This window comes from Bradyrhizobium sp. RP6 (assembly GCF_003837805.1).
GTDB lineage: Bacteria > Pseudomonadota > Alphaproteobacteria > Rhizobiales > Xanthobacteraceae > Bradyrhizobium.
On the sequence record NZ_RQIT01000002.1, the window covers coordinates 665,599 to 691,351 of the forward strand.

Annotated in this window: 25 protein-coding genes; 10 read left to right on the forward strand and 15 right to left on the reverse strand. The window is 64.9% G+C overall.

The features are described 5' to 3' along the window. Nucleotides 1-47 precede the first annotated feature (47 nt). Nucleotides 48-533, forward strand: a complete 486-nt coding sequence (locus tag EHH60_RS08040) for a hypothetical protein (protein ID WP_199751361.1) — start codon at nt 48-50, stop codon at nt 531-533. Between the two features lie 42 nt (nt 534-575). On the opposite strand, the gene EHH60_RS08045 is transcribed toward EHH60_RS08040, so the two are convergent. After that, entirely contained in the window at nt 576-1,364 is a 789-nt protein-coding gene (locus tag EHH60_RS08045) for a class I SAM-dependent methyltransferase (protein ID WP_124158904.1), read from the reverse strand. Nucleotides 1,365-1,553: 189 nt separating this feature from the next. On the opposite strand from EHH60_RS08045, the gene EHH60_RS08050 reads away from it, so the two are divergent. Next, on the forward strand, nt 1,554-2,519 hold the full coding sequence (locus tag EHH60_RS08050; RefSeq protein WP_124158905.1) for a tripartite tricarboxylate transporter substrate binding protein BugD: 966 nt from the start codon (nt 1,554-1,556) through the stop codon (nt 2,517-2,519). 89 nt (nt 2,520-2,608) lie between these two features. On the opposite strand, the gene EHH60_RS08055 is transcribed toward EHH60_RS08050, so the two are convergent. The 3 genes from EHH60_RS08055 to EHH60_RS08060 form a co-directional block, all read right to left on the reverse strand. After that, nucleotides 2,609-4,468: an ABC-F family ATP-binding cassette domain-containing protein gene (locus EHH60_RS08055; protein WP_124158906.1), complete on the reverse strand. Its 1,860-nt coding sequence runs from the start codon at nt 4,466-4,468 to the stop codon at nt 2,609-2,611. Between the two features lie 46 nt (nt 4,469-4,514). Next, a complete protein-coding gene (locus EHH60_RS37455; RefSeq protein ID WP_199751342.1) occupies nt 4,515-4,688 on the reverse strand; it encodes a hypothetical protein in 174 nt (57 codons plus the stop codon). A gap of 211 nt (nt 4,689-4,899) precedes the next feature. Continuing rightward, the gene (locus EHH60_RS08060; protein ID WP_124158907.1) at nt 4,900-5,157 is read right to left on the reverse strand and encodes a sulfur globule protein precursor; all 258 of its coding nucleotides are present in this window, start codon (nt 5,155-5,157) and stop codon (nt 4,900-4,902) included. Nucleotides 5,158-5,469: 312 nt separating this feature from the next. On the opposite strand from EHH60_RS08060, the gene ndk reads away from it, so the two are divergent. The 3 genes from ndk to EHH60_RS08075 all read left to right on the forward strand — a co-directional run bounded on the left by ndk (nt 5,470) and on the right by EHH60_RS08075 (nt 9,481). Beyond that, a complete protein-coding gene (ndk, locus tag EHH60_RS08065) occupies nt 5,470-5,892 on the forward strand; it encodes a nucleoside-diphosphate kinase (protein WP_035670008.1) in 423 nt (140 codons plus the stop codon). A gap of 44 nt (nt 5,893-5,936) precedes the next feature. Continuing rightward, on the forward strand, nt 5,937-6,797 hold the full coding sequence (locus tag EHH60_RS08070) for a TerC family protein (RefSeq protein ID WP_124158908.1): 861 nt from the start codon (nt 5,937-5,939) through the stop codon (nt 6,795-6,797). Nucleotides 6,798-7,144: 347 nt separating this feature from the next. Further along, entirely contained in the window at nt 7,145-9,481 is a 2,337-nt protein-coding gene (locus EHH60_RS08075; protein WP_245454432.1) for a TonB-dependent receptor, read from the forward strand. A 7-nt stretch (nt 9,482-9,488) separates the two neighbouring features. Here EHH60_RS08075 and EHH60_RS08080 read toward each other — a convergent pair whose 3' ends face one another. The 5 genes from EHH60_RS08080 to EHH60_RS08100 all read right to left on the reverse strand — a co-directional run bounded on the left by EHH60_RS08080 (nt 9,489) and on the right by EHH60_RS08100 (nt 15,303). After that, nucleotides 9,489-9,800: a DUF3240 family protein gene (locus EHH60_RS08080; protein ID WP_124158909.1), complete on the reverse strand. Its 312-nt coding sequence runs from the start codon at nt 9,798-9,800 to the stop codon at nt 9,489-9,491. Next, a complete protein-coding gene (locus EHH60_RS08085; protein WP_124158910.1) occupies nt 9,797-12,871 on the reverse strand; it encodes an efflux RND transporter permease subunit in 3,075 nt (1,024 codons plus the stop codon). Before EHH60_RS08085 ends, EHH60_RS08080 begins: the two co-directional genes overlap by 4 nt. After that, on the reverse strand, nt 12,872-13,948 hold the full coding sequence (locus EHH60_RS08090; RefSeq protein ID WP_245454440.1) for an efflux RND transporter periplasmic adaptor subunit: 1,077 nt from the start codon (nt 13,946-13,948) through the stop codon (nt 12,872-12,874). Nucleotides 13,949-14,455: 507 nt separating this feature from the next. Continuing rightward, a complete protein-coding gene (locus EHH60_RS08095; RefSeq protein WP_124158911.1) occupies nt 14,456-15,016 on the reverse strand; it encodes a cytochrome b/b6 domain-containing protein in 561 nt (186 codons plus the stop codon). An 11-nt stretch (nt 15,017-15,027) separates the two neighbouring features. After that, complete coding sequence (locus EHH60_RS08100) at nt 15,028-15,303, reverse strand: PepSY domain-containing protein (RefSeq protein ID WP_124158912.1); 276 nt, start codon at nt 15,301-15,303, stop codon at nt 15,028-15,030. Nucleotides 15,304-15,532: 229 nt separating this feature from the next. Here EHH60_RS08100 and EHH60_RS08105 point away from each other — a divergent pair, with 229 nt between their 5' ends. Genes EHH60_RS08105 through EHH60_RS08115 form a run of 3 tightly spaced genes read left to right on the forward strand, consistent with a single transcriptional unit; the run spans nt 15,533 to nt 17,882 of the window. Continuing rightward, complete coding sequence (locus tag EHH60_RS08105; RefSeq protein WP_124158913.1) at nt 15,533-15,859, forward strand: PepSY domain-containing protein; 327 nt, start codon at nt 15,533-15,535, stop codon at nt 15,857-15,859. After that, on the forward strand, nt 15,859-16,524 hold the full coding sequence (locus tag EHH60_RS08110; protein ID WP_124158914.1) for a response regulator transcription factor: 666 nt from the start codon (nt 15,859-15,861) through the stop codon (nt 16,522-16,524). Before EHH60_RS08105 ends, EHH60_RS08110 begins: the two co-directional genes overlap by 1 nt. Next, nucleotides 16,521-17,882, forward strand: a complete 1,362-nt coding sequence (locus EHH60_RS08115; protein ID WP_124158915.1) for a sensor histidine kinase — start codon at nt 16,521-16,523, stop codon at nt 17,880-17,882. Before EHH60_RS08110 ends, EHH60_RS08115 begins: the two co-directional genes overlap by 4 nt. Nucleotides 17,883-17,938: 56 nt before the next feature. On the opposite strand, the gene ppx is transcribed toward EHH60_RS08115, so the two are convergent. The 4 genes from ppx to EHH60_RS08135 all read right to left on the reverse strand — a co-directional run bounded on the left by ppx (nt 17,939) and on the right by EHH60_RS08135 (nt 23,129). Further along, on the reverse strand, nt 17,939-19,441 hold the full coding sequence (gene ppx, locus EHH60_RS08120; RefSeq protein WP_124158916.1) for an exopolyphosphatase: 1,503 nt from the start codon (nt 19,439-19,441) through the stop codon (nt 17,939-17,941). Between the two features lie 15 nt (nt 19,442-19,456). Next, complete coding sequence (locus EHH60_RS08125) at nt 19,457-21,646, reverse strand: RNA degradosome polyphosphate kinase (protein WP_199751362.1); 2,190 nt, start codon at nt 21,644-21,646, stop codon at nt 19,457-19,459. 141 nt (nt 21,647-21,787) lie between these two features. Next, complete coding sequence (locus EHH60_RS08130) at nt 21,788-22,465, reverse strand: P-loop NTPase family protein (protein WP_124158917.1); 678 nt, start codon at nt 22,463-22,465, stop codon at nt 21,788-21,790. A gap of 121 nt (nt 22,466-22,586) precedes the next feature. Continuing rightward, nucleotides 22,587-23,129, reverse strand: coding sequence for a CDP-alcohol phosphatidyltransferase family protein (locus EHH60_RS08135; protein ID WP_124158918.1), 543 nt, complete (start codon nt 23,127-23,129; stop codon nt 22,587-22,589). 156 nt (nt 23,130-23,285) lie between these two features. On the opposite strand from EHH60_RS08135, the gene purM reads away from it, so the two are divergent. Together purM and purN are read left to right on the forward strand one after the other, a co-directional pair. After that, a complete protein-coding gene (gene purM, locus EHH60_RS08140; RefSeq protein WP_124158919.1) occupies nt 23,286-24,359 on the forward strand; it encodes a phosphoribosylformylglycinamidine cyclo-ligase in 1,074 nt (357 codons plus the stop codon). Continuing rightward, nucleotides 24,359-25,012: a phosphoribosylglycinamide formyltransferase gene (gene purN / locus EHH60_RS08145; RefSeq protein ID WP_199751343.1), complete on the forward strand. Its 654-nt coding sequence runs from the start codon at nt 24,359-24,361 to the stop codon at nt 25,010-25,012. Before purM ends, purN begins: the two co-directional genes overlap by 1 nt. A gap of 172 nt (nt 25,013-25,184) precedes the next feature. Here purN and EHH60_RS08150 read toward each other — a convergent pair whose 3' ends face one another. Then, nucleotides 25,185-25,418, reverse strand: a complete 234-nt coding sequence (locus tag EHH60_RS08150; RefSeq protein WP_124158921.1) for a DUF6678 family protein — start codon at nt 25,416-25,418, stop codon at nt 25,185-25,187. Between the two features lie 29 nt (nt 25,419-25,447). After that, complete coding sequence (locus EHH60_RS08155) at nt 25,448-25,654, reverse strand: cold-shock protein (protein WP_124158922.1); 207 nt, start codon at nt 25,652-25,654, stop codon at nt 25,448-25,450. Nucleotides 25,655-25,753: the final 99 nt, after the last annotated feature.

Genomic DNA, 25,753 nt, shown 5'->3' on the forward strand with positions numbered 1-25,753 from the left:
ACTTTATCGTGCGACATCAAAAGCTTCCCGGCTCGCTCATGATTGCGTTGGCCGCCGTAGCACCGCTGGTTGCGGGCTGCTCAGGCGGCACTGATCTGCTGTCGAAGGACGCAGAATGGTTCCAGAAGCCGGGCCGTCTGTTCATCAAGAACATCTCGATCGAATCGCCGCCGCTGACACCTGACAAGCCGGTGGGAGCCGAGGACCTCGTCAGCGCCGACGGCGCCTGTCCCGGCATGGCGCCGCCTCCCGGGCCGGCCGACGCCAATGCGTCCACGACGGCCCCCGCTCCGATGGGCGGCACGGTCGCGCTCGGGCATACCGAATGCGACGTGGTGCGCGGCATCGGCGCGCCTTCGAACGTCAACCTGTCCACCGACGCCATCGGCCGACGCGTCGCCGTCGTCACCTGGACCACCGGCCCGCGCGCCGGCATCTACACGTTCACGGCCGGACGCCTGTCCTCGATCGAGGGCAATCCCGAGCCGCAGCCGGTGCCGAAGGCGACCAAGCCGAAGAAGAAGCACGGGTAGGCGGGCTCGATTGGCTGCCGACTGCGCAGACCGTCCAGGTCATCAAGCCTCTTTGCGCCCCTTCACTGCCGTGGCCGAGGCATGAACGGTGATAACGCCTGTCGCGCTTACCGGCAGTCGCGCCTGGAGCCGACGTTTGAGCTCCGCACCCTCGGCTTCCGATAGCTTTCCCACGATGCCCGTCGGGCTGCTCACGACCATGGAGAGCCAGTAGTCGTCAAAGTCGGAGAACGTTCGCTCGACCACCAGCTCGCGGGTTTCGATGTCACGCAGACCGAGCTCTGCCCAGAGCGCCTTCAGCGCCTCGAAACGCGAGATGTCCGCGCTCGGCGGGCGCGCTGCCGCGATGCCAAGTGCATCCAACTCCTCCCATAATGGTTGGGTGGGCGTGCCGCCGCGCAAAATGTCCCAGGTGTAGGACGCGACCAGGCCGCCTGGCTTGGTGACGCGGACCATTTCCGCGGCGCCTTTGCGCGGGTCGGGAACGAAGAACAACACCAGCGCCATCACCGCGATGTCGAAGCGGTTGGGCTCGTAGGGCAAGGCCATCGCATCGCCGATCGAGAGTTCGACCTGCTTTGCCGACAACTTTTCTCGCGCCGTCGCAATCTGCGCGTCGGAGGGATCGATCGCGCAAACCGACGAAGGGGCGGATCTTGCAACAAGGAGTTCGGTGAACGCGCCGTTGCCTGCACCGACATCCACCCAGGCCAGTCCCGGACGGGGCGCGAGCCAGTCGAGAAACAGATTGCCGGCGGATCGGCTCCAGGGCGCCATGAAGCGTTCGTAAGCCGCGCCGTCGGTGAATTTGATCGGTTCGGGTGACGACATCCGGGATCTCCTTGAAGATTGACGATTCAAAATATCCTTTGGCAAAAAAGTCAGCGCCTACGTCGTACCATGAAGCCGCATGACGTGCGATGTGCCGCAGCAGATGCGCCTCCAGCGTGCACCGCTTTCGTGATGGCCGCGCGTCCCGGAATGCGCTTGTATGGCGTCAACAACAATCCGGAGGAAACTATGTGGTTCATTGCCCTCGTATCAGCGCTGCTTCTGCCACTCAGTGCGGCTGTCGCACAGGACTATCCAATCCGGCCGATCACCATACTGGTTCCTTTCGCCGCGGGCGGACCGACCGACACCATCGCACGCCTGACCGCGGCCGGCATGGCGAAATCCCTGGGACAGCAGGTCATCGTCGAGAACGCGACCGGCGCCGGCGGCACCATCGGCTCGACCCGTGCTGCGCGCGCCCAGCCGGACGGTTACACGCTGCTGATCCATCATGTCGGCATCTCGACCGCCGCGACGCTGTACCGCAATTTGAGCTATGACACGAAGACGGCCTTTGCGCCGATCGGGCTCGTGACCAACGCGCCGATGACGATCATCGCGCGTTCCGATTTCCCGCCCAACACGCTCAAGGAACTGGTCGCCTACGCCCAGCAGCAAGGCGACAAGCTGACTTACGCCAACGCCGGGCTCGGCGCCGCATCACATCTGTGCGGCATGCTGTTCATGACCGCGATCCAGAAGCAGCTCACCACGGTGCCCTACAAGGGTAACGGTCCCATCATGAACGATCTGCTCGGCAAGCAGATCGATCTCACCTGCGACCAGGCGACGAACACCACCGGTCCGATCACGGCCAAGCAGGTCAAGGCCTACGCGATCACCACCAAGGAGCGGCTGAAGAGCCTGCCTGACCTGCCGACCGCCGACGAGGCCGGCCTCAAGGGTTTCGAGCTCGGCGTCTGGCACGGCCTCTACGCTCCCAAGGGCACGCCGCCCGCGAACGTTCAGAAGCTGACGGCGGCGCTCCAGACCGCTCTTAAGGATCCCGCCTTGGTCGCACGGTTCAACGACATCAACACCGAGCCGGTGCCGCAGGACAAGGCGACGCCCGAGGCGCTCGGTGCGATGCTGAACAGCGAGATCGACCGCTGGGCGCCGATTATCAAGGCGGCGGGGCAGTATGCGGACTAAGCCAGCCGTAAGAACATGCAGCTCAGTGACTTGTAGTCGGGTAATTTGCTACCCGTACTGTGCATGGGGTTGTTTTCAAGATTTTGAGTCTACCCCGCCGCCTCGTCGAACTGCGTGCTTGCCTCCAGCCACTGCTCCTCCGCCCGCGCCAGCGCGTCGGCGGCATTGGCGCGCGCTTTCGACAGTTGCGCGGCCTGCTTGGGATCGCGCGTAAAAATGTCGGGCAGGGCGAGCGCAGTGTCGATCTTCGTGATGATCTCGCTGACGCGGGCGATCTCGGCCTCGGCTTCCGCGATGCGCTTCTTCAGCGAGCCGCGATTGTCCGACCTCACGCGCTGCGGCTTCTCGCTCGCGGCGCTGCGCTCGCGCGGGGCTTCCGCGTTGCGCGTGGACAGCACCAAGCGGCGGTATTCGTCGAGATCGCCGTCGTAATTGGTCACGGTGCGGTCGGCGACGATCCAGAGTCGCTCGGCGCAGGCCTCGATCAGATAGCGGTCGTGCGAGACCATGATGACGGCGCCTGGGAATTCATTGATCGCTTCGGCGAGCGCGGCGCGGCTGTCGATGTCGAGATGGTTGGTCGGCTCGTCCAGGATGATCATGTTGGGGCCGAAGAAGGTGGCAAGGCCGAGCAGCAGCCGCGCCTTCTCGCCGCCCGACAATTTGCCGGCCTTGGTGTCGGCCGCCTTGCCGGAGAAGCCGATCGCGCCGGCACGTGCGCGCACTTTGGCTTCGGGCGCGTCGCCCATCAGCTTGCGGACATGGTCGTAGGCGGAGGCGTCCTCGTTCAGCTCGTCGAGCTGATGCTGCGCGAAATAGGCGATCGACAGCTTGTCCGCGCGGGTCACTTTGCCGGAGAACGGCGCGAGACGTCCGGCGAGCAGTTTGACCAGAGTCGACTTGCCGTTGCCGTTGGCGCCCAACAGCGCGATGCGGTCGTCATTGTCGATGCGCAGGGTGATGCGGCTCAGCACCGGCGTTGCCGGATCGTAGCCGACCGAGGCGTTGTCGACCGCGATGATCGGCGGCGACAGGATTTTCTCCGGCGCGGGAAAGCTGATCTCGCGCACGTCCTCGGTGACCAGCGCCGTGATCGGCTTCAGCCGTTCCAGCATCTTCACGCGCGATTGCGCCTGGGTCGCCTTGGAGGCCTTGGCCTTGAAGCGATCGACGAAGGCCTGCAGGCGCGCACGCTCGGCCTCCTGTCGCTTGACCGCCTTCGCATCGAGCAGCTCGCGCGCGGCACGCTGCTCCTCGAACGAGGAGTAGGTGCCCTTGTAGAGCGTGAGCTTGCCGCGCTCCAGATGCAGGATCTGGTCGACCGAGCTTTCCAGGAGGTCGCGGTCGTGGCTGATCACGATGACCGTGCGCGGATAATGCGCGAGGTGATCCTCCAGCCACAGCGTGCCTTCGAGATCGAGATAGTTGGTGGGCTCGTCGAGCAGCAGAAGGTCGGGAGCCGCGAACAGTGTGGCGGCGAGCGCGACGCGCATGCGCCAGCCGCCGGAGAATTCGGCGCAGGGACGCAACTGGTCCGCGGCGGAGAAGCCGAGGCCGGAGAGGATCGCGGCCGCACGGCTCGGCGCCGAATGCGCGTCGATATCCACCAGCCGGGTCTGGATCTCGGCGATCCGGTGCGGGTCGGTCGCGCTCTCGGCTTCGGCGAGCAGCGCATCGCGTTCGAGGTCGGCCTTGAGCACGACCGAGATCAGGCTTTCGGGGCCGTTCGGCGCTTCCTGCGCCAGGCTGCCGATGCGCCAGCGCGGCGGCAGGGTCACCGAGCCGTGCTCGGCCGCGAGCTCGCCGCGGATCACCTTGAACAGCGTCGACTTGCCGGTGCCGTTGCGCCCGACCAGGCCGACGCGCGATCCGGGCGTGATCTGCACGGAACTCTGGTCGATCAAAAGGCGTCCGGCGAGACGGATGGAGAGATCGGTGATAGCGAGCATGCGGCCTTGTCACCGCAAGGCGCGTCGAACGCAACTCGTTTTTCCGTCAGTGTGGCTCCCGCTCGCGCCGCTGCAGCTCGTTCAGGAGTTGCTCGAGATGGGTCGGGAGGCGAGGTTCTGGCCGGAGGCTCTGTTGCAGCCGCTCGCCCACGGCATCGCAAATCGAGCGGCTGGTGCGCCGGTCGATCTGTTCGCTGTCATCGGCAAGCAGGCCAGCCATCGCGAGGTTCCGTGCTCTCAAGGTAAGGACACGGTACCAAGTCATTGCCGCCCAAATAGTTTCGCCGGCGGCGGGCCATGCCAGGCATTCTCGCAAAAATTGTATGAACTGCGCCTTTTCCGCTCAAGGAAAAGCCCCGGCGAGGGGGCGCCGGGGCTTCTCCTGGAAGGCACCTGGGGGGCTTAGGTACCTCGGAAAGGTGCTGACGGGCTCAGTAGCAGCGGTTGATCAGCCGCCAGCGAGGTCCCCAGGGGGTCGGGACCAGCCGGCGCACATAGCAGCCGCCATAACCGTAGGAGACCGGGGCATAGAAGCGCGGGCCGCCCCAGCCGTAGCCGTAGCCGTGGTGCCAGCCGCCGCCGTGCCAGCCCCAGCCGCCGCCGCGCCAGTGAGCGGAGGCCGAGGTCGGGGCCAGAGCGGCACCGAGCGCAACCGCAGCGACAGCGGCAAGCGAAAGTTTCCTCAACATGGTGATCTCCTCAAAACTGCCGGCGCGGCGGGGGCCGCGTCGATCGAAAGGCCGCCGAAACGGTCCGCCTGGTGATCAGGCTTCGGTTTCGATGGGCCCGACCTTACGCCGGTGAAGCTGAACCGATCCCTGACGGCGGTTTCAGATTGGGTTCATCTGGGTGAAATTGTTGTCATCCATGCTGAATTGGGAGCCCGCCCCCGCGCCGAAGCGCCTGCGAGGGCCGTTTCGCCGGTCGCTTGCCGTCCGGCAAAGGCGCCGATATAAGCCCCGCAACTCCGAACCACCGCTTTCTTCCCAAGGGACAAGATTATGGCCATCGAACGCACTTTCTCGATCATCAAGCCCGACGCGACCGAGCGTAACCTGACCGGCGCGGTCAACGCCGTGATCGAGAAGGCGGGCCTGCGCATCGTCGCGCAGAAGCGAATCCGCATGACCAAGGAGCAGGCCGAGACCTTCTACGCCGTCCACAAGGCGCGCCCGTTCTTCGGCGAGCTCGTTGCGTTCATGACCTCCGGCCCGGTCGTGGTTCAGGTTCTGGAAGGCGAGGGCGCTATCGCCAAGTACCGCGAGGTGATGGGCGCGACCGATCCGGCCAAGGCCGCCGAGGGCACCGTCCGCAAGCTCTACGCAAAGTCGATCGGCGAGAACTCGGTGCACGGTTCGGACGCGCCGGAGACCGCCGCGATCGAGATCGCGCAGTTCTTCTCGGGCAACGAGATCGTCGGCTGATCCATCGGCCGACAGGTTAGGGACGACGGGCGAAAGGACTGATTGTGGACTGGCTCTGGCAGATCTTCGATCCCGCTACGATCGGGGCATTCTTCACCCAGTTCCGCAACGAGATGGCCGAACCGACCTTCTGGCTCGCGGTCGGTAAGATCATCTGGATCAACATCCTGCTCTCCGGCGACAACGCGCTGGTGATTGCGCTCGCCTGCCGCGGTCTCTCGCCGCGCCACCGGCTCTGGGGCATGATCTTCGGCGCCGGCGCAGCGGTGATGCTGCGAATCATCTTCACCGGCATCGTCGCCACCCTGATGGGGCTGCCGTACCTCAAGCTCATCGGCGGTCTCGCGCTGATCGTGATCGCGGCCAAACTGCTGGTGCCGGAAAACGAGGACGAGGACGACGTCGAGTCCGCTTCGCATCTATGGCATGCCATCCAGATCGTCGTGGTCGCCGACATCGTCATGAGTCTCGACAACGTCATTGCGGTCGCTGCCGCGGCCAATGGCAGCGTGCCGCTGTTGATCCTCGGCCTCGCCATCAGCGTGCCGCTGATCGTCGCAGGCGCCGCGCTGATCATGGCGCTGCTCGCAAGACTGCCGGTCCTGGTCTGGGCTGGCGCTGCGCTGCTCGGCTGGATCGCGGGCGAGGTGATCGCGACCGACCCGGGCGTCACGCCGAAGCTGCACACGCTGCTCGACGGCCCGCTGGGCACCTCGCTGGACAGCATGCTTGGCGCGCTGCGCATCCCGCCGCAGTTCGGCCATGGCGGGGCAGGCGGCGAATATCTCTGCGCCGTGCTCGGCGTCGTGGTCGTGCTGGCGGTCGGCTACATCTGGCGCCGACGCAGCCTGACTCAGGCAGCGCTCGAATCCTCCGAGCGCCACGCCAAGGCCTCCGCGGAGTGACGCTGCGGCGCTGATCGGCGCGGCCTTTCTCTCCAGCGATGAGAGGCGACCACATCACCGAGACGCGTGCCGCGTCGGCAGGACGCGAGCGATCACCAGCCGCAGGTTCGGCGCAGGCGTCCGAATCACTCCATCGTTGCGTTCGTATGACCGGCCTGCATCGCGCTTCGCGGGAGCTCGCGTCGTGCGCGCGGACGTTGCGTGGAGAGTCGTCCTGCGCAACCCTCACGCGATTTAGATCTTGTCTTATTATAAACTACTGAGATTCAAGGGTACTTTCGTTGACTCGATGAAGGTTCCCACGGCACCTCGCCCCGACGTTCATGTTCATGAAATCGGAAGGTGCGATGTCGTCGAAAGTGCTTTGTCGTCCTGTTGCCGTTGTTGCCGCTCGCATCAAGACGCTTCTGACGTGCGCCAGCCCGAGAGCCTTCGCGGTTTCCGTAGTCTCCATTGCCTTTTGCAGCGACGGCGTCCTGCACAGCACCAGCGCGCAGAGCGCCACGCCCGAGGCGGCGGGGGGAAGCACGTTGCCGGCGGTGACCGTCACCGCGGACGCACCGAAGCCGCGCGTGCGTCAACGGGCCAATCCAGTCAGGAGGGCGGGCCGCGTCGCGCCTGCGAATGATCGGGCCAAGTTGCAGGCGGAAGCGACTCCGACGGCTGCGAAGCCCGGTGCACTGCCGCCGACCTACGCAGGCGGGCAGGTGGCACGTGGAGGCCAGGTCGGCCTGCTCGGCAACAAGGATTTCATGGATACGCCGTTCAACATCACGAGCTACACGGCGAAGAAGATTGAAGATCAACAGGCGGTCACCGTCGCCGATGTCGTCACCAACGATCCCTCGGTCCGCTTAGGGAGCCAGCCCGGCGGCATTTTCGATTCCTTCTTCATCCGCGGCTTTCCCATCGGCGAGGGAAATGTCGGAGAGATCGCGTTCAACGGCGTCTACGGCGTTGCACCGAACTACCGCGTGTTCACCGACTATGTCGAGCGCATCGAAATCATCAAGGGCCCGACCGCGCTGCTCTACGGCATGGCGCCGAACAGCAGTGTCGGCGGCACCATCAACATCGTTCCGAAGCGGGCAGGGGACGTCGACCTAACGCGGGTCACGACCGATTACGCGACGAACACCCAGCTCGGCACTCATATCGACGTGAGCCGAAGGTTCGGCGAGAGCCGCGAATTCGGCATTCGCGTCAACGGCAGCTATCACAATGGGGATACGCCGCTGGACAACCAGACCCGGGAGGCGCATGTCGGCTCCGCGGCGTTCGACTATCGCGGTGAGAAATTCAGAGCTTCGCTCGACTTCATCGATCAGGAAGAAAAATTCGACGCGCCCACGAGGCCGTTCCTGGTCGCAACCGGCGTGGCCGTCCCGACCGCACCGGTCGGGCGGCGCAACGTCACGCAGTCTTGGGAATGGGCCAAGGTTCACGACAACTCGCTGCTGGCCCGCGCCGAGTACGATGTGACGGAGTCTGTGACGGTGTTCGCCGACGCCGGAGGCGGCAGGACCCAGGTCGACCGTCTTTTTGGCACGCCGACGATCCTGAACGCGGCCGGCAATACCACGTCGATACCAGGACGCTTCAAGTTCGACATAGACAGGAACGTGGCCGACGCCGGCCTGCGCGCCCGGTTCGACACCGCAGCGATCAGTCACGCCGTGACCTTTCAGGGCAGCTACTACATGGACGAGGTTTCGCGCGGCACGGTGAACGGCACGCCGGTGCTGTCCAACATCTACGCGCCGATCGCTCGTCCCCAGCAGCTCGTTCCGGCTCCCGCGACCGTGCCGAAACTGTCGGACACCGAGCTGACCGGTCTTGCGCTGGCCGACACCATGTCGGTTTTCCAGGAACGCCTTCAGCTGACCCTCGGCGTCAGGCAACAGGGCGTCAAGTCGAACAACTACAACACCACCACGGGAGCCGTGACCTCCGCCTACGATCAGACGGCGTACACGCCGATGGTCGGCGTGGTGGTCAAGCCCTGGAGTAACGTTTCGCTCTACGCCAACTACATCGAAGGGCTCAGCAAGGGTGATACCGCACCGACGACGGCGGCCAATCAAGGCGAGGTTCTTGCGCCGTATTTCAGCAAGCAGAAGGAAGCGGGCGTCAAGGTCGATTTCGGCACGCTCGCAACGACGGTCAGCCTGTTCGAGATCACCAAGCCGTCCGGACAAACGAGTGCAGGCAATGTGTTCCGGGCCGACGCAGAGCAGCGCAATCGCGGCGTGGAGTTCACCGTATTCGGAGAAGTGCAGCCGGGCATTCGGGTTCTCGGCGGCGTAACGTTGATCGACGCGGAGCTGACGAAGACGAGCACGTTGTCCGAGCTCGGGAGGACTCCGATCGGAGTGCCGGAGGTGCAGGCCAATCTGTCCGCCGAATGGGACACCCCGTTTGCTCCTGGGCTGACGCTGGTCGCAAACACCATCTATACCGGGCAGCAATATCTCAATCGGGCAAATACCCAGGTTGTTCCGGCCTGGACGAGGCTCGACCTGGGCGCGCGCTACAACACGCGCATCAATAACCGGCCCGTGACGGTTCGGGCTCTGGTCCAGAATGTGTTCGACACCAACTACTGGGCCGGCGTCGCAAGCTTCTCCGCACTGGCGCAAGGCTCGCCGCGAACCCTGCTCTTGTCGATGTCGACCGACTTCTGAGGTGATTTCAATTGATCGTGCCGAATTCGGTCACGGGCATCGTCCAATAGACGAGCTTGGTTCCGGCAAATGAGACCCGCAGCCGGTCGAGCAAGCTGCCGGCATCTCTTTCCGCCAGGATCATCTGCACGGCGGTCTGATCGGCGTGGCCCTTCACGCGTTCGGCGGCCGTCTGCAATCGAACTTCGGCGCCGTGACCGGCTCCGTGCGACGCAGTGAATCCCGAAACGAGGTCGGTCTGTTCGGCGAGATAGTCGAGCACCTCCTCGCGGAGCTGACGCGGTACGATCAGGGTGAGACAGACCGGCTGGTCGGTCATTTCGCCATCTTCGACGTTCCGCCATAGCGGCGATACAGGATCGGCAGGAGAATCAGGGTGAGCAGAGTGGAGGACATCAGCCCTCCGATCACGACGACCGCGAGCGGTCGCTGCACTTCGGACCCCGGCCCGGACGCGAACAGCAGCGGGATCAAGCCCAGCGCCGTGATGCTCGCGGTCATCAGCACCGGCCGGAGCCTGCGCATGGCCCCTTCGACGACGATGCGATCCTCGCCCAGGCCATGGGCCCGGAGTTGGTTGAAGTAGGACACCAGAACGACTCCATTGAGGACGGCGATACCGAGTAGCGCGATGAATCCGACCGAGGCCGGCACCGACAGATACTCGCCCGTCAGGACCAGTGCGAAGACGCCCCCGATCAGGGCAAAGGGAATGTTGACCAGCACCAGCAAGGCCTGCCGGATGGCGCCGAATGTGGTGAAGAGCAGCAGGAAGATGAGACCGATCGCCACGGGGACCACGATGGACAGGCGTGCGGCTGCGCGTTGCTGGTTCTCGAACTGCCCGCCCCATGTCAGCCGGTAGCCGTTTGGGAGCGAAAGTTCGGTCGCAACCTTCTGGCGGGCCGCTTCGACGAAGCCGACCATGTCGCGGCCGCGGACATTGGCGCGAACCACGCTCATGCGCGCGCCGTCTTCGCGGTCGATCTTTACCGGCCCGTCCACGCGCTGGATTCGCGCGACCTGCGACAGCGCGACATGCTGTCCGGATGCGAGCGTCAGCGCCAGGCTCGCCAGCAGCGTCGGCGCCTCCCTGGTCGTCTCGCTGCCGCGGACGAGAATGGGCGTGCGGCGGCCCTCCTCGAGCGCCGTCCCGATCGTTCGACCCTCGATCTGCGTACGGAGCGAGTTGACGATGGAATCCACGGTCAGGCCGAGGCGGCCGGCCTCCATGCGGTTGACCGCAACCGTGTAATATTGAGCGCCTTCGTTCAGCGTGGTGTAGACGTCCTCGGCGCCGTCAATACTGGACAGGATGGCGGACAGCTTGGCCGCAGCTTCGTTCAGCCTGGCGATATCGGGGCCGAAGATCTTCACGGCGACGTCGCCACGTACGCCGCTGATCATCTCCTGCACGCGCATGTCGATGGGTTGGGTGAAACTGAGCGAGATTCCCGGAAAGCCGGAAAGGACCTCGCGGAGCTTCTGCAGCAGGGCCTCGCGATTATCGGTCTGTCTCTCGGCAGCGGGCTTGAGCACGAGGAACGTGTCGGTCTGGTTGGGGCCCATGGGATCGAGGCCGAGTTCGTCCGACCCGGTCCGCGCGACGATGCCGGCAATATCAGGCACGGCCAGAAGTGCCTTCTGGAGTCTCGTATTCATGGCGAGCGACTCGTCGAGATTGACGGAAGGCAACGTCTCCACGCTGACGATGACGTCGCCTTCGTCCATCGTCGGCATGAAGGTCTTGCCGAGCTTGGTATAGGCGAATCCCGCGGCGACGAGGCCGATCAGCGCCGCAGTCATCACTTTACGCTCGTTCTTCAGGGCCCAGTCCAACGCAGGCGCGTAGATTCGTTGCGCCGCACGGACCAGCATGGGATCGCGATGCGACCCGGACTTGAGCACATAGGAGGTCATGACCGGGATCACGGTGAGCGCCAGCAGCAGTGAACCGGTGAGCGCGAAGATGATGGCGAGCGCGACCGGGATGAATAGCTTCCCCTCCAATCCCTGCAGCGTCAGCAGGGGTATGAACACGATGATGATGATGAGGACGCCCGAGGCTACCGGTTCCAGGACTTCGCAGACCGACCGGTACACCAGGTGGATCACCGGAGCAGCTTTTCCCGGTTCGTGCTTGCCGAGATTGCCGACGATGTTCTCGACCACGACGACCAGCGCGTCGATCAACATGCCGATCGCGATCGCAAGTCCGCCGAGGCTCATCAGGTTGGCCGACATCCCGACCACGCGCATGACGATCAATGCGATGACGATGGCCAGCGGCAGGCTGAGAGCGATCACCAGCGAGGCCCGCCAGTTGCCGAGGAAAAGCAGCAGGAGAACGATGACGAGGGCGGTCGCCTCGCCGAGCGCCCGCACCACGGTGCCGACCGCGCGGTTGACCAGGTGGCTGCGGTCATAGAACATGTTGATGGAGACGCTTTTCGGCAGCGAGCGTTGCAGCTCGGCGAGCCGGGCGCGCACGTCGCGGACGAGCTGACCGGCGTTGGCGCCGCGCAAGCCGAGGACGAGTCCCTCGACCGTCTCTCCGTTGCCGTCCGACGTGACTGCCCCATAGCGCGTCAGCGTCCCGACTTTGACGCTCGCCACGTCGTTGACCAGGATCGGCACGCTCTCGCGGGTGTCGACGACGATGGCCTTGATGTCTTCGATCGATCGGATGCTGCCTTCGATCCGGACCAGGGCGCTGTCCTCGCCCTGGTTCACCCGTCCGGCGCCGTCGTTGCGACTATTGGCTTCGATGGCGCGGCGAAACACGTCGGAGGAAATGCCGCGCACGGCGAGCGCATCGTTACGCGGCACGATCTCGAAGGCGCGGACATAGCCGCCGAGCGCGTTGACGTCCGCAACGCCGGGGACCGTCCGCAGCGCGGGACGGATCACCCAATCGAGCAGGGTCCGGCGCTCGGCGAGCGAAAGCTCGGGACTGTCGATCGTGAACATGAACATCTCGCCTAGGGGGCTCGTGATCGGTGCAAGTCCTCCGCTCACCCCCTCGGGGAAATCACGCGCGATATTCGACAACCGCTCCGATACCTGGTTGCGCGCCCAGTAGATGTCGGTGCCGTCCTCGAAATCGACGGTGATGTCGGCCAGTGCATATTTCGTGGTCGAACGAAGGACCTTCTTGTGCGGCAATCCGAGCAGTTCGAGCTCGACGGGGACCGTGATGCGCTGCTCGACCTCTTCGGGCGTCAGGCCCGGCGCCTTCATGATGATCTTCACCTGAACCGGAGAGACATCGGGAAACGCGTCGATCGGCAGGCCGGGCAGGAGGACGGCGCCGGCGCCCACCAGCAGCAGCACGCTCAGCAGAACGAACAATCGCTGCGAAAGCGCGAACGCAACCAGGCGCCGGAGCATCTATTGCCCCAGGCCCGAGAGAATGCCGCGAAGCGCCGAGATGCCGCCGATCGCGATCTCGTCCTGCTCCGTGATGGGACCGGACACCACGACATGGTCCTGGTCGTCCGCAACAAGCTTGACCGGGACCAGCCGGAAGCCACCGGCTCTAGCAACGAACACCGAGGTCCGTTCGCCCCGCCGCACCAGCCCGCTATAGGGAATCTCCCACGCGCTTTCGCCGGCGGAGAGAAAGCCGATGCGGGCAGCGGTGGTCTGACCGGGATGCAGTTCTCCGTCGTTGGGGAATTCCGCGCGAACCAGGATGGTCTGGGTGGCAGGGTCGATGGTCTCGGAGACCAGCACGACCTTGCCGGGGGTGGAATAACCCTCAATCTCGACGTTCGCGCCGGTGCGGATCGCGTGGATATTGGCCGCAGGAACTGCGATTTCCGCCCATAGCGGTGAGAGCCGCGCCAGCTTGACGAGCGGCGCTGATTGCTCGAGCCGTTGCCCCGGCGACACCGTGACCGCGACGACGGATGCGGTTTGCGGCGCATTGACCGTGAGCGTCGCGCTGATCGCCGCCTCCTGGCCGAGCCGAAGAATTGCCTCGTCGGACATCCCGCTCAGATGCAACATCTGGCGTCGCTCGGCGACCACGAGAGCAGCCTGGCGTGCTTCAGCCTGGCTGGCCTCCAGCACGCGTTGCGGCACGGCCTTGCCCTCGAACAGATCGACGTTCCGCTTCAGTTGCTGGCTGGCGAGATGCTCCTGTGCGATCGCGTGCAGGTAGTCGCGCTGCTGGGAGACGAAACTTGGACTTTCCAGGGTGACAAGCGGCTGGCCGGCCGAGACCCGGTCACCGCGCCCGACGAGGAGAGTGGCGACCATGCCGGCCACTGGCGCGCTGACGACCCACATTTGCTGCGTGGGGATCACGATCTGGACGGGATAGGGCAGCGTCAGATCGGTCCGGATCGCGATCGGATGGGTAACACGCACTCCGAGATTGCGCGCCTGCGCATCGCTCAGCTTCAGCTCATCCTCAGCCATCGCCATGGAAGGAAACAAGCTCAATGCAATTGCAACGAGCATGCGAGCGAGCGCGCCCCGAGAAGAGGCGGGAAGGAGAATTTCGTGGCGGACTCGCATGAGGAATGTCCCACGCTCACCGGCGAGCGAAGTGCTGTTCGATTGCACGTTTGGCTTACTCCACCACCGCGTTGGTGAGTTGATCTGCCTCAAGCGGCTCAAGCGAGCTTCCCAATTGCGTGCGGTGGCCCGATCGCTGCCGCCCGACGCTTTGCTCTCTATCTGACCGTGCCGAGAGCTGAATTTCTGGCTTTTCATTTCGACGATTTCCATTGTCGCAACAGGGCGGTTCATTGCAGGTCCGCAGGTTGCCTGCACGAGTTGTATGTCTTGAAAAGCGGAGCTATGGGCGTGTGCTGGCCGTCCACGCACACGACGTTCGGCTTCTTCCCGCGATCAGGCCTTCCTTGAAGTTCTGGACGGGAGCGGCAAGGGCCGAACGCTGCGTGGAACGGGAGCCGATTCGTCGAGAGATAGCGAGAACCTTTCGTATCGGCTCCCCGACATCGGTTACGATGGATGCTTCCTTCCCGTGATCATCGCCTTCACCAGATTCTCGCTGTGCTCGAAGCTCGCCAACAGGACGCCAAGCACATGGACGACGACGAGGCCGATCATGAGGTTGGCGAACGCTTCATGGACCTCCTCGACCCATTTTGCTCCCCAGAAGCTGCTGGTGGTCATCATGTAACCGGTGGTGCAGGTGCCGATTAGCGTCACGATCAGCGCCACCACCATGATGCCACCCGCTGGATTGTGGCCGAGATAGCGTGGCGCCCTAAGCAGCGCCACGTCGCGCATATAGGCGAGCACGGCGCGCGGCGAACGCAAGAAGTCGCTGAAGCGCGCATGGCGCGGCCCGACGAAGCCCCACACGATCCGTAGCGCAAGCAACCCGGCAACCGTGTAGCCGGCGGCGATATGGACATTCTCTATCTCGTCGCCGGTCGCATAAGCGAGCAGGAACAGTGCGGCCAGCGACCAATGGAACAGGCGCACGAAAGGGTCCCAGACCTTGATCGTGGCCGGCGGCTTCCCGTCGGCCACGATTGCGTCGCGGATGGCGCTCATGGTGCTTCCCCTCACAGCTGACCGACAATCTGGCCGCTAGTCGGATCGACGAACAGTTCGACCCGGCCGCCGGACTTGTCGATGGTGTAGAGTTCGCCACAGGCATTCTTGAGCTTGGTCTTTTGAACCTTGTAGCCTTGGGCTTCAATCTTGGCCTGCAGTTGTTCGAGCGACAGCCAACTTGACTGCGGGGCTGCAGTGCAGGGCCGCCCGAGGCTGCCGGCATGAGCGGTCGCGGCGGCTGCGAGCAAGGCTGCGGTAGCGGTGAAGATGGCGATCTTGCGCATGGTTCTCTCCGGCTTGTGGCGCCCGGCCGCGTCATGCGGCGAGGCGATGTGCGGACATTGGCAGAAGAGCCCTGACCGCCACCTGTTGGGTCATGTCAGTGAATTGTCAGCCAATCGACCGGTCAGGAGACAATCGGCCAGTTCCCAATAGCGCGGGCAGCGAGCGGGCCGCCGGACTACGTTGATCCACGTCAGCGATTTGTCAGGTCGGTTGCGGTAGTCTTCGCTAATGCAACCAGCTCGCTTTCTGGGATTCCTCGCAGCGCCATTGTTGGCGGGCATCCTGCTCGCCTCTGTGCCTGCGGCAGCAAGCGACCGCGACAAAGGCGCGCCCGACGCGGTTCGCCGCGCGGTCGAGGCGGGTGAAATCAAGTCACTCGCCGACATTCTCGCTTCCGTCCGTGGCAAGCTGCCGGGCGAGGTCGCCGGCGTCGAAATAGAACGTGAGCGCGGCCGCTGGATCTATGAGTTTCGCCTCATCGACGACAAGGGCCGCCTCTACGAAGCGTACGTGGACGCGCGCAGCGGCGAGATTGAACGCATCAAGGAGAAGTGATGCGCCTGCTGCTCGTGGAGGACGACCGACGGATCGCGGCCGATGTGGAGAGGGCGCTGCGCGCAGCCGGCTACGTGGTCGAGACCGTCCGCAATGGCGAGGAAGCCTGGTTCCGCGGTGACACCGAGGACTACGGCGCCGTCGTCCTCGATCTCGGCTTGCCCGGAATGGACGGTCTGGCGGTACTCAAGCGCTGGCGCGCGAACGGACGGTCCATGCCGGTGCTGATCCTGACGGCGCGCGGCAGCTGGGCCGAGCGCGTCGATGGTATCGACGCGGGCGCCGACGACTACCTGCCAAAGCCGTTTCGCATGGAGGAATTGCTGGCGCGGCTGCGCTCGATCGTGCGCCGCTCGGCGGGGCATGCTTCCCCACGGATTGTCGCCGGCGACGTCGAACTCGACGAGCGTCAGATGAAGGTGACGCTGCGCGGCGTGCCCGTCGCGTTGTCGCCGTTGGAATACCGCCTGATCGCCTTTCTCTTGCACCACCGCGGCCGCGTGGTGTCGCAGCAAGAGCTCGACGAAAACGTCTACGGCCACGGCGAGGACCACGAGTCGAACGCGCTCGAAGTGCTGGTCGGCCGAGTGCGCAAGAAGCTCGGTGCCGACCTGATCGAGACCAGGCGCGGCTTCGGCTATCTGGTACCGGAGACGACGCCATGAGCTGGGGCTCGCTGCGGCTGCGACTGGTCGCTGGCGGACTCCTAGCTATCCTGATCGCGCTGACGATTGCCGGCGCCGGGCTGACGTTGCTGTTCGAACGCCACGTCACGCGTACCATCGGTGACGACCTCGACGTCTATCTGAAGCAGCTCGTCTCGGGCATCGATGTCGATGCGCAGGGCAAGCTGGTGGTGGGCCGGCCGCCGACCGATCCTCGCTTTTCCGATCCTCTCTCGGGCTTGTACTGGCTGGTATCAGACGACGGCGGTCAGGTGCTGCGTTCACGTTCGCTGTGGGACACGGCGTTGGACCTGCCGCAGGACGAGCCGTCGCCTCGCGAGTTGCACCATCATGTCATCGTTGGGCCCGCGAACGCACGGCTCCTGGTCAGCGAACGCCGCGTGCTGCTCACCATGGGGGACCGCCGCGCGCCGGTGCGTGTCGCTGTGGCGGCCGACCTCGCCCGCGTGACGGCCGCCGCCTCGCAATTCGCCAAGGATCTGGCGCTGGCGCTCGGCGTGCTGGGGGTGGTGCTGGCGGCGGCCACCTCGATCCAGGTCGGATTGGGCTTACGTCCGCTCGACGCACTTCGCCGTGGCGTCGCGGACGTCCGCTCCGGGCAACGCAAGCATCTTCCCGTTGATGTCCCTGCCGAGGTCAGGCCTCTGGTGGAAGAGGTGAACAGCCTGATCGACGCCCAGGAACGCGAGATCGAGCGTTCGCGCAGCCGCGCCGCCGACTTGGCGCATGGGCTGAAGACGCCGCTCGCCGCACTCGCGGCCGATGTCGCGCTTTTGCGTCAGCGAGGTGAGCAGGACGTCGCCCAGGCAATCGAAGCCGTCGGCGATACGATGAGCCGTCGCGTCGACCGCGAGCTGGCGCGCGCCCGGGCGCGGGGGACGGCACGACAGCGCGGTATTTCCACGCCCCTCAGACCGCTTGTTCAGTCCCTGATGCTAACGCTGGCGCGCACGCCCGCTGCGCAGCGGCTGGAATTCAAGACCTGTATAAAGGGCGAGCCGAGCCTGCCGCTCGATCGCACTGATCTGGCCGAAGTGCTGGGCAATCTTCTGGAAAATGCCGCCCGTCATGCCAAAAGCCAGGTACGCATTGCCGCCGATGCTACCGCGAATCCGGCGATCTCTATCGAGGACGACGGCCCGGGAATCGCGTCCGCTGAACGTGCCCGCGTGCTCGAACGCGGTGTAAGGCTGGATGAGCGCGGTGAAGGTGCCGGACTCGGACTCGCTATCGTTCAGGACGTGCTCAGTGCCTACGGGTGGCAGCTTGTTCTCACCGATTCCGAACTCGGCGGACTGAAAGCCATCGTCGCGCCGGAGGACAGCCGCCGCCTCTGACCAGCCTGCTCGTTGCGCGCCCCGATGGCCAGGCAGCGTTGCATTGTCTGTGTTTGTCAGCGCCTCACGATCGAGCCGGCGCGGCCAACCAGGCGGGCGAGCTGACGGAAGCGGCTGCCGACCCGGTCGGCGACGAGGTCGCCGAGCCGGTGCTCGAACACCAGCATCAATTTGCGGCCCACGCTGCGGAAATGCGTGGCCGGCAGGACGCCCGGACGGGCCGCCGAGATCAGATGCGCGACGCGGAATGCAGCGCCCAGCAGGCGGGCGCGTTCGAGCTGGGCCGGCGTCAGCAGTTCCTGCATGTTGGTCGGCGGCTGGTTTTCCTCGCTGAGGCCGGCATAGCGATAGAACACGGACAGGCCGACGAAGGCGCGCTCGGTGTGGGTGATCGCGCCGAAATTGCCGTTGACGACGAGGCTGAGCGTCTGCTCGCCGCGATGGTCGGGATGCACGCGCCAGCCGATGTCGGACAGCAGGCACGCTGTATGGCGCAGGCGGCGGTCCTCTTCCGTCTCGCGCAGCTTCACGACGCGCACGAGGCGGTCGGTCCAGGCGATCAGCTCGCGGGCGTGTTTCGCCGAGCGTGACAGCAACTGGTTCAGCTCCTCGGCCGCGCAGATCAGCCCGTCCTCGTTGCGTGCGGCCTCCGGCAACTTCTCGTGCAGGAGGCCCTCGCGCACACCAAAGGTCGAGAACACGATGTTCCTGGGTTTTGCAACGCGGATGACGTGCTCGAGCACCAGCGCCGCATAGGTGAGGAGCGGGCGCCGCGCATCGGCGACGATCTCGATGTCCGCGAGCATGTCGGCGGCAGCGAGACGCCGCAGACGGCGGGAGAAGTCGAGCGCCTCGGCGGCCGAAATCGAATAGCCGTGCATCACCTGGAGCGGATAGCCGCTCTGGATGATGTGGATGCGCGCGAGCGCGCGCCAGGTGCCGCCGACGGCATAAAAGGTGCGGCCGCGGCCCGCGGTGAGCTGCGGCACCTCGTCGAGCTCCTCGCGCACAATGCGATCGGCGCGCTTGAGCGATTTGTGCGCGAGGTCCTGCAGCGCGAGCCCGCCGAGCGGCAGCGTCACGCCGCTGCGCACGGTGTTCTTGCGCACATCGATCAGCTCGAGCGAGCCGCCGCCGAGGTCACCGACGATGCCGTCGGGCAGATGGATGCCGGAGATCACGCCGAGCGCCGACAGCCGCGCCTCGCGCGGACCTGACAGGATCTCGATCTTCACCGCGCAGATGCGCTCGGCCTTGGCGATGAAGTCGGGGCCGTTGGAGGCGTCGCGGCAGGCAGCGGTCGCAATCGCGAACACGCGCCCGACCTGCATCACGCGGCACAATGCGCGGAAACGCTTGAGCGAGGTCAGCGCCTTGTCGACGGCGTCGGGCGCGAGCAGGCCCGTGCTCTGCACCTCGCGCCCGAGGCCGCACAGCGTCTTCTCGTTGAAGATCGGGATGAGGCTCCGCGACAGTCTCTCGTAGACGACGAGACGGACCGAGTTGGAGCCGATGTCGATAACCGCGACGCTCGAGCCGCGCTTGCGCGGCCGCTTCACGTCGCAAATCCCCGATCAGGAGTGATGGCGTTCGTTCCGGCGCGTGAGACGACGCGGCGAGGATTCTTTGAGCGACTTTCCACGGCCAGACAGACTCGGATTTGTCATGAAGTAGTTGTGGACGTTGAAAGGCTCCTCGCCCTTCGCGGTCTTCATACGCGTTGACGACCCATCCGGCAACAATTGCCAGCTCTGCTCATTGTCCTTCAGGTTCGCGACCATGATCTGTTCGAGAACCTGCTGATGCACCGTGGGATTCTGCAGCGGGCACAGCACCTCGACGCGGCGGTCGAGGTTGCGCGGCATCATGTCGGCCGACGAGATATACACAGCCGCTTTCGCGCTCGGCAGGCCCTGGCCCATGCCGAAGCAGTAGATTCGGCCGTGCTCGAGAAAGCGCCCGATGATCGACTTGACCCGGATGTTCTCCGACAGGCCGGGGATGCCGGGCCTCAGGCAACAGATGCCGCGCACCACGAGTTCGACCTGGACGCCGGCCTGGGAGGCCTCGTAGAGCGCGTCGATGATGTCGGGGTCGACCAGCGCGTTCATCTTCATCCAGACCGCGCCGGTCCGGCCGTGCCGCGCATGCGCGGTCTCGCCTTGAATGTGCTCGATGATACGCTTGCGCAGCGTCAGCGGCGACACCGCCATCTTCTCGAGGTCGCTGGGCGCGGCATAGCCGGTGATGAAATTGAACACGCGCGCGGCATCGCGGCCGATGGTCGGATCGGAGGTGAAATAGGAGAGATCGGTGTAGATGCGCGCGGTGACCGGGTGATAGTTGCCGGTGCCGGTATGGACGTAAGTCGTGAGGCTGCCACCCTCGCGGCGCACCACCATCGAAAGTTTTGCGTGAGTCTTCAATTCGAGGAAGCCGTAGACGACCTGCACGCCGGCGCGTTCGAGATCGCGCGCCCAGCGGATGTTGGCTTCTTCGTCGAAGCGCGCCTTCAGCTCGATCAACGCCGTGACGGATTTGCCGGCTTCCGCCGCTTCCGCGAGCGCGCGCACGATCGGCGAGTTGTTGGAGGTGCGGTAGAGCGTCTGCTTGATCGCGACGACATCAGGGTCGCGCGCGGCCTGCTGGAGGAACTGCACCACCACGTCGAAGGATTCATAGGGGTGATGGACGATGAGGTCCTTCTGCCGGATCGCGGCGAAGATGTCGCCGCCATGCTCGCGCACGCGCTCGGGGTGGCGCGGAACATAAGGGGTGAATTCGAGGTCAGGCCGGTCGAGCCGCGTGAGCTGCGAGAGTTCGTTCATGGCGAGCACGCCGTCGACCAGGAACACCTCGTCGTCGGCCGCCGATAGCGCATGCTGCACGAAACTGCGCAGCTCCTCCGGCATCTTGGCGTCGATCTCGAGCCGGATCACGGATCCGCGCCGGCGGCGCTTCAGCGCTGTCTCGAACAAGCGGACGAGGTCCTCCGCCTCTTCCTCGATTTCGAGCTCGGAGTCGCGGATGATCCGGAAGGAGCCCTGACCGTGCAGATTGTAGCCGGGGAACAGGCGGTTGATGAACAGGGCGGTCGCCTGCTCCAGCGAGATCAGGCGCACCGTGCCTTCGGCGGGCAGGCGGATGAAGCGGTCGATCTTGCCGGGCATGCGGATCAGCGCGTTCATCTGCTTGCCGTCGGCGGCGCGCGTGAGCTGGAGCGCGATGGTGAAGCCGAGACTCGGAATGAACGGGAAGGGGTGGGCCGGATCGATCGCCAGTGGCGTCAGCAGCGGGAAGACGTTGTTGAGGAAATAGTCCTCGATCCAGGTCCGTTCCGCCTTGGTGACGTCCTTGCCGTCGACCAGCACGATGCCGACCTCGGCCAGCGTGCTGCGCAGGTCGCGCCAGATCGCCTGCTGGTCCGAGGCGAGCTGGGAGACGGTGCGGTTGATCAGCGCGAGCTGTTCCGACGGCGTCAGGCCATCGGGGCTGCGCTCGGCAATGCCCTCGCGCACCTGGGCCTTGATGCCGGCGACGCGGACCATGAAGAACTCGTCGAGGTTATTCGCCGAAATCGACAGGAACCGCACCCGCTCCAGCACAGGGTGGCTGGGATTGACCGATTCCTCTAGGACGCGGCGGTTGAAATGCAGCCAGGACAGCTCGCGGTTAATGAACCGTTCGGGGCTGGATGCGATCGCCGGGAGTCCCTCGGTCTCCGGTGGTTTTTCTTTGGTTTCAATGGCTTGCGCAGAGTCCATCAGAAGTCGGTCCATCCTGTCTCGCCTCACTTTGCGACTTATGCGCAAAACCCCGGGGAGCATGTGTTACACCGATGACGTTTCGATGACATTGATGTTCCGGCGCTCCGCCGGGTCAAGCGGGCTTCAGGCGCGGGCCGATCAGGCGTCCCGGAGCAGCTCGGCGGCCAGCGCCCGGGTGACGGGACGGCCGAGCCGCAGGGCTTCGCTGTCGAGCAGCTCCACGGCCTGCCGGGCGGCCGCCGAGGAGCGCTCCAGGCGGGTGGCGAGGTAGCCGACCACGCTCTCGTCCACGGTGAGCTGGCGGTCGGCGCAGAATTTGACGATCAGGCCGCGGAAGAGCTGGTCGTCGGGCGGCAGCAGCGCGACCACCGGAACAGCCCGCAGCCGCGAGCGCAGGTCGCGAAGCTCGACCTCCAGCGAAGCCGGCGCCTCGCGTCCGGTGAGGAGGACGTAGGCGCCGTCCTCGCGGGCAAGGTTCATCAGGTGAAAGAGGGCGCGCTCGTCAAAACTCCTGGCCTTGAGATCTTCGACCACCAGCGCGCCGGTAGCGAGCGCGCCCGGAACGGCTGCCGCGGTCAGTGAATTGGCCGTGGTCGAGCGGGCGCCGGCTTCCTCGGCCCAGATCGCGGCGAGATGGCTCTTGCCGCTTCCTTCCGGGCCGGCCAGCCACATGATCCGGTTCGGCCATTCCGGCCAGCTGTCGATCAGGCCGAGACCGGCCGCATTGGCGGGGCCTTCGAGGAAGTTGTCCCGGCTGAGGCTCTCCGCATGCGGCAGTGAGAACGCCAATTGTCGGGGGTGGACGCGGCCTGCCACGCTTGCTTTGCTCCATGCCGGCGCGCCGGCCCGTTTGAAGAGGTTCGACTTGATCTTGCGAGACTGATCTTGCGAGACTTGATCTTGCGAGACTTGGCCTTTTGCAGGGCCGCATCCCGGCTCATTTGGCCTCGATCGTGCTCATGTGCCGCAGCCACTCGACGAGATAGAGCGACACCGAGGAGAGCGTGAAGATCGTGACGAGGCCCATCAGGATGATATCATAAGGTGCCGGCTTGAAGCCGAAGGCAAGCGCCGCCAGCACCAGCGCCGCGAACGCCACCTGTGCCACGGTATTGAGCTTGGACACCTTCGACGGCTTCATCTCGACGGGCCGGTCGAACAGCCAGGATACGATCACGGCGGCGACGATCATGATGTCGCGCGAGACCACCAGGATCACGATCCAGCGCGGGATCGCACCCCAGATGCCGAGCGCCATGTAGATCGAGACCAGCAGCGCCTTGTCCGCGAGAGGATCGAGCAGGGCGCCGAGCTCGCTGGTCATATTGAAGCGCTTGGCCAAGAAGCCGTCCACGGCATCGCTGACGCCGGCAATCAAGAAGACGGCGAATGCCACCTCCATCTGGCTCGACACGATGGCCCAGACGATGATCGGGACCAGCATGATGCGGCCCAGGGTAATGATGTTCGGAATACTCACGAAAGCGCTTCCCGGCACCCGGCCTGACCTCGAATCCGACCCCCTCGGGAGGCTGAACCGGTTGATATCTACATAGTATAGGGCGGGGCGCCATGCGAGCCATTGCGTGTCCCCGGAATTCGACGTAACCAGCCGCAAACCCACTGGAAATCGGGCATGACCGACCGCAAAAACGGCCTCACCTACGCCGATTCAGGCGTCGATATCGACGCGGGCAACCGCCTCGTCGACCTGATCAAGCCGATGGTGCGCGCCACCGCACGGCCGGGCGCCGACGCCGAGATCGGCGGCTTCGGCGGCCTGTTCGACCTCAAGGCGGCCGGTTTCAAGGACCCCGTCCTCGTGGCCGCGACCGACGGTGTCGGCACCAAGGTCAAGATCGCGATCGAGACCGGGCTGCATGGCGGCATCGGCATCGACCTCGTTGCCATGAGCGTCAACGACCTCGTGGTGCAGGGCGCCGAGCCGCTGTTTTTCCTGGATTATTTCGCCTGCGGCAAGCTCGATCCGGAGGCCGCCGCCGCGATCGTCGCGGGCGTTGCGGAGGGATGCCGCGAATCCGGCTGCGCCCTGATCGGCGGCGAGACCGCCGAGATGCCCGGCCTCTACAAGGACGGCGATTACGACCTGGGCGGCTTTGCCGTCGGCGCCGCCGAGCGCGGTACGCTGCTGCCGCGCAAGGACATCGCCGCTGGCGACGCCGTGATCGGTCTTGCTTCATCAGGCGTGCATTCCAACGGCTTCTCGCTGGTGCGCAAGATCGTGGAACAATCCGGCCTCGGCTTCGGGGCACAGGCGCCGTTCGCGCCCGTGATGACGCTCGGCGGCGCGCTGCTGACGCCGACGCGGCTCTACGTCAAATCCTGCCTGCGTGCGATCCGCGAAACCGGCGCGGTGAAGGGGCTCGCCCACATCACCGGCGGCGGTTTCACCGACAACATCCCGCGCGTGCTGCCGAAGCATCTCGGCGTCGGCATTGACCTCGCGCGCCTGCCGGTCCTGCCGGTGTTCAAATGGCTGGCCGCGCAGGCCAGCATCGCCGAGCTGGAAATGCTGCGCACCTTCAATTGCGGCATCGGCATGATCGCGATCGTCGAGCCCGACAAGGTCGATGAGGTCGTCGAGGTCTTCACCGACGCCGGCGAGACCGTGGCGCAGCTCGGCACCGTGATCCCGGCCGAAGGCGAGCATCGCGTCGTCTATAACGGCCACCTCGATCTGGCGCTGTGATGAAGCGCCGCGTTGCCATCCTGATCTCCGGGCGCGGCTCCAACATGGCCGCGCTGATCAGGGCAGCCAGCACGCCGGATTTCCCGGCGGAGATCTCGCTCGTCGTCTCGAACAAGCCCGATGCGCTCGGACTCGAAAGGGCGAGGGCAAGCGGCGTGAAGACCGAGGTGATCGAAAGCAAGCCGTTCGGCAAGGACCGCGCAGGCTTCGAGAAGGTGCTGCAGGCAGCGCTCGACCGGCACGGCATCGAGCTGATCTGTCTCGGCGGCTTCATGCGCCTGTTCACGGCGGAATTCACCAGGGCCTGGTACGGGCGGATGCTCAACATCCATCCCTCGCTGCTGCCGTCCTTCCCCGGCCTCGATCCGCACGGCCAGGCCCTGCGCGCCGGCGTCAAGCTGTCGGGCGCCACCGTGCATTTCGTCATCCCCGAGACCGACGCCGGCCCGATCGTGATGCAGGGCGCGGTGCCCGTCAGCGACCACGACACGGCGGATACGCTGTCGGAGCGCATCCTCGAAGTCGAGCACCGCATCTATCCCGAAGCGCTGCGGCTGCTCGCAACCGGCAAGGTCAAGATCGAGGGCGATGTCTGCAAGACGACGGGCAGCGCGGCGTCGGAGAATTTCCTGATTGCGCCGGTGGTGGGCTGAGCCGGGCACTTCAGGCTTACGCGATGTAACCTACTGCCTCGCCATTGCGGACATATCCGTAGACGCGGAAACCCGCGGCCGTTTCCTCTCCCGCAAAGCGGATGCGTTTCAGGATTGCGCGGACAAGTTCGCGTTGCTGCGTAGTCTCGGTGGATAGTTCAGCCCATTCCATCTAAGCCGATCCGCTGCTCGTCCAGTGATAGAACCACTCGCCGTCCCACTGGCTCGGGCCTCCGGTTTCCAGGTTTTTGCAGCGAAATCGAGGTTGATCGGACGAGGCAAGATCGAGCACGGCCTCGCGCAGCTCGCGCCATTTAGTGTTATTGGCGACCAAGCAATATCCGGATTGCTGAGCCATGCGCTCGCTCCAAACAAAATCCCCCGGCAGAGCCGGGGGCAACGTCATGATCTCTCGCTTGTCAGGCTCGAGAGACATCAGGAGACCTTGAGGTTCTCCGCGGATGTCTTGCCGCGGTTCTCCACGAGGTCGAATTCAACCACCTGGTTTTCGTTGAGGGTGGAGAGTCCGGCACGCTCGACGGCGGAGATATGGACGAACACGTCCTTGTCGCTGCCATTCGGCTTGATGAACCCATAGCCCTTGGTCGGGTTGAACCATTTGACGGTGCCCTTCTGCGGCATCGTTAGTCTCCTCCACTAGATACAAAAAAGACGCGGCCGCTTTTCGCGTGCCACGCCACAAACGGGCTTCCGGAAGTCTGTTCGAGTCTTGAGTCTCAA

What these genes read in the sequence shown, in the direction of transcription:
- EHH60_RS08045 (WP_124158904.1), bottom strand. Translation starts at nt 1,364, where the DNA reads ATGTCGTCACCCGAACCGATCAAATTCACCGACGGCGCGGCTTACGAA.
- EHH60_RS08050 (WP_124158905.1), top strand. Translation starts at nt 1,554, where the DNA reads ATGTGGTTCATTGCCCTCGTATCAGCGCTGCTTCTGCCACTCAGTGCG.
- EHH60_RS08055 (WP_124158906.1), bottom strand. Translation starts at nt 4,468, where the DNA reads ATGCTCGCTATCACCGATCTCTCCATCCGTCTCGCCGGACGCCTTTTG.
- EHH60_RS37455 (WP_199751342.1), bottom strand. Translation starts at nt 4,688, where the DNA reads ATGGCTGGCCTGCTTGCCGATGACAGCGAACAGATCGACCGGCGCACC.
- EHH60_RS08060 (WP_124158907.1), bottom strand. Translation starts at nt 5,157, where the DNA reads ATGTTGAGGAAACTTTCGCTTGCCGCTGTCGCTGCGGTTGCGCTCGGT.
- ndk (WP_035670008.1), top strand. Translation starts at nt 5,470, where the DNA reads ATGGCCATCGAACGCACTTTCTCGATCATCAAGCCCGACGCGACCGAG.
- EHH60_RS08075 (WP_245454432.1), top strand. Translation starts at nt 7,145, where the DNA reads ATGTCGTCGAAAGTGCTTTGTCGTCCTGTTGCCGTTGTTGCCGCTCGC.
- EHH60_RS08080 (WP_124158909.1), bottom strand. Translation starts at nt 9,800, where the DNA reads ATGACCGACCAGCCGGTCTGTCTCACCCTGATCGTACCGCGTCAGCTC.
- EHH60_RS08085 (WP_124158910.1), bottom strand. Translation starts at nt 12,871, where the DNA reads ATGCTCCGGCGCCTGGTTGCGTTCGCGCTTTCGCAGCGATTGTTCGTT.
- EHH60_RS08090 (WP_245454440.1), bottom strand. Translation starts at nt 13,948, where the DNA reads ATGCTCGTTGCAATTGCATTGAGCTTGTTTCCTTCCATGGCGATGGCT.
- EHH60_RS08095 (WP_124158911.1), bottom strand. Translation starts at nt 15,016, where the DNA reads ATGAGCGCCATCCGCGACGCAATCGTGGCCGACGGGAAGCCGCCGGCC.
- EHH60_RS08100 (WP_124158912.1), bottom strand. Translation starts at nt 15,303, where the DNA reads ATGCGCAAGATCGCCATCTTCACCGCTACCGCAGCCTTGCTCGCAGCC.
- EHH60_RS08105 (WP_124158913.1), top strand. Translation starts at nt 15,533, where the DNA reads ATGCAACCAGCTCGCTTTCTGGGATTCCTCGCAGCGCCATTGTTGGCG.
- EHH60_RS08110 (WP_124158914.1), top strand. Translation starts at nt 15,859, where the DNA reads ATGCGCCTGCTGCTCGTGGAGGACGACCGACGGATCGCGGCCGATGTG.
- EHH60_RS08115 (WP_124158915.1), top strand. Translation starts at nt 16,521, where the DNA reads ATGAGCTGGGGCTCGCTGCGGCTGCGACTGGTCGCTGGCGGACTCCTA.
- EHH60_RS08125 (WP_199751362.1), bottom strand. Translation starts at nt 21,646, where the DNA reads ATGGACTCTGCGCAAGCCATTGAAACCAAAGAAAAACCACCGGAGACC.
- purM (WP_124158919.1), top strand. Translation starts at nt 23,286, where the DNA reads ATGACCGACCGCAAAAACGGCCTCACCTACGCCGATTCAGGCGTCGAT.
- purN (WP_199751343.1), top strand. Translation starts at nt 24,359, where the DNA reads ATGAAGCGCCGCGTTGCCATCCTGATCTCCGGGCGCGGCTCCAACATG.
- EHH60_RS08150 (WP_124158921.1), bottom strand. Translation starts at nt 25,418, where the DNA reads ATGACGTTGCCCCCGGCTCTGCCGGGGGATTTTGTTTGGAGCGAGCGC.
- EHH60_RS08155 (WP_124158922.1), bottom strand. Translation starts at nt 25,654, where the DNA reads ATGCCGCAGAAGGGCACCGTCAAATGGTTCAACCCGACCAAGGGCTAT.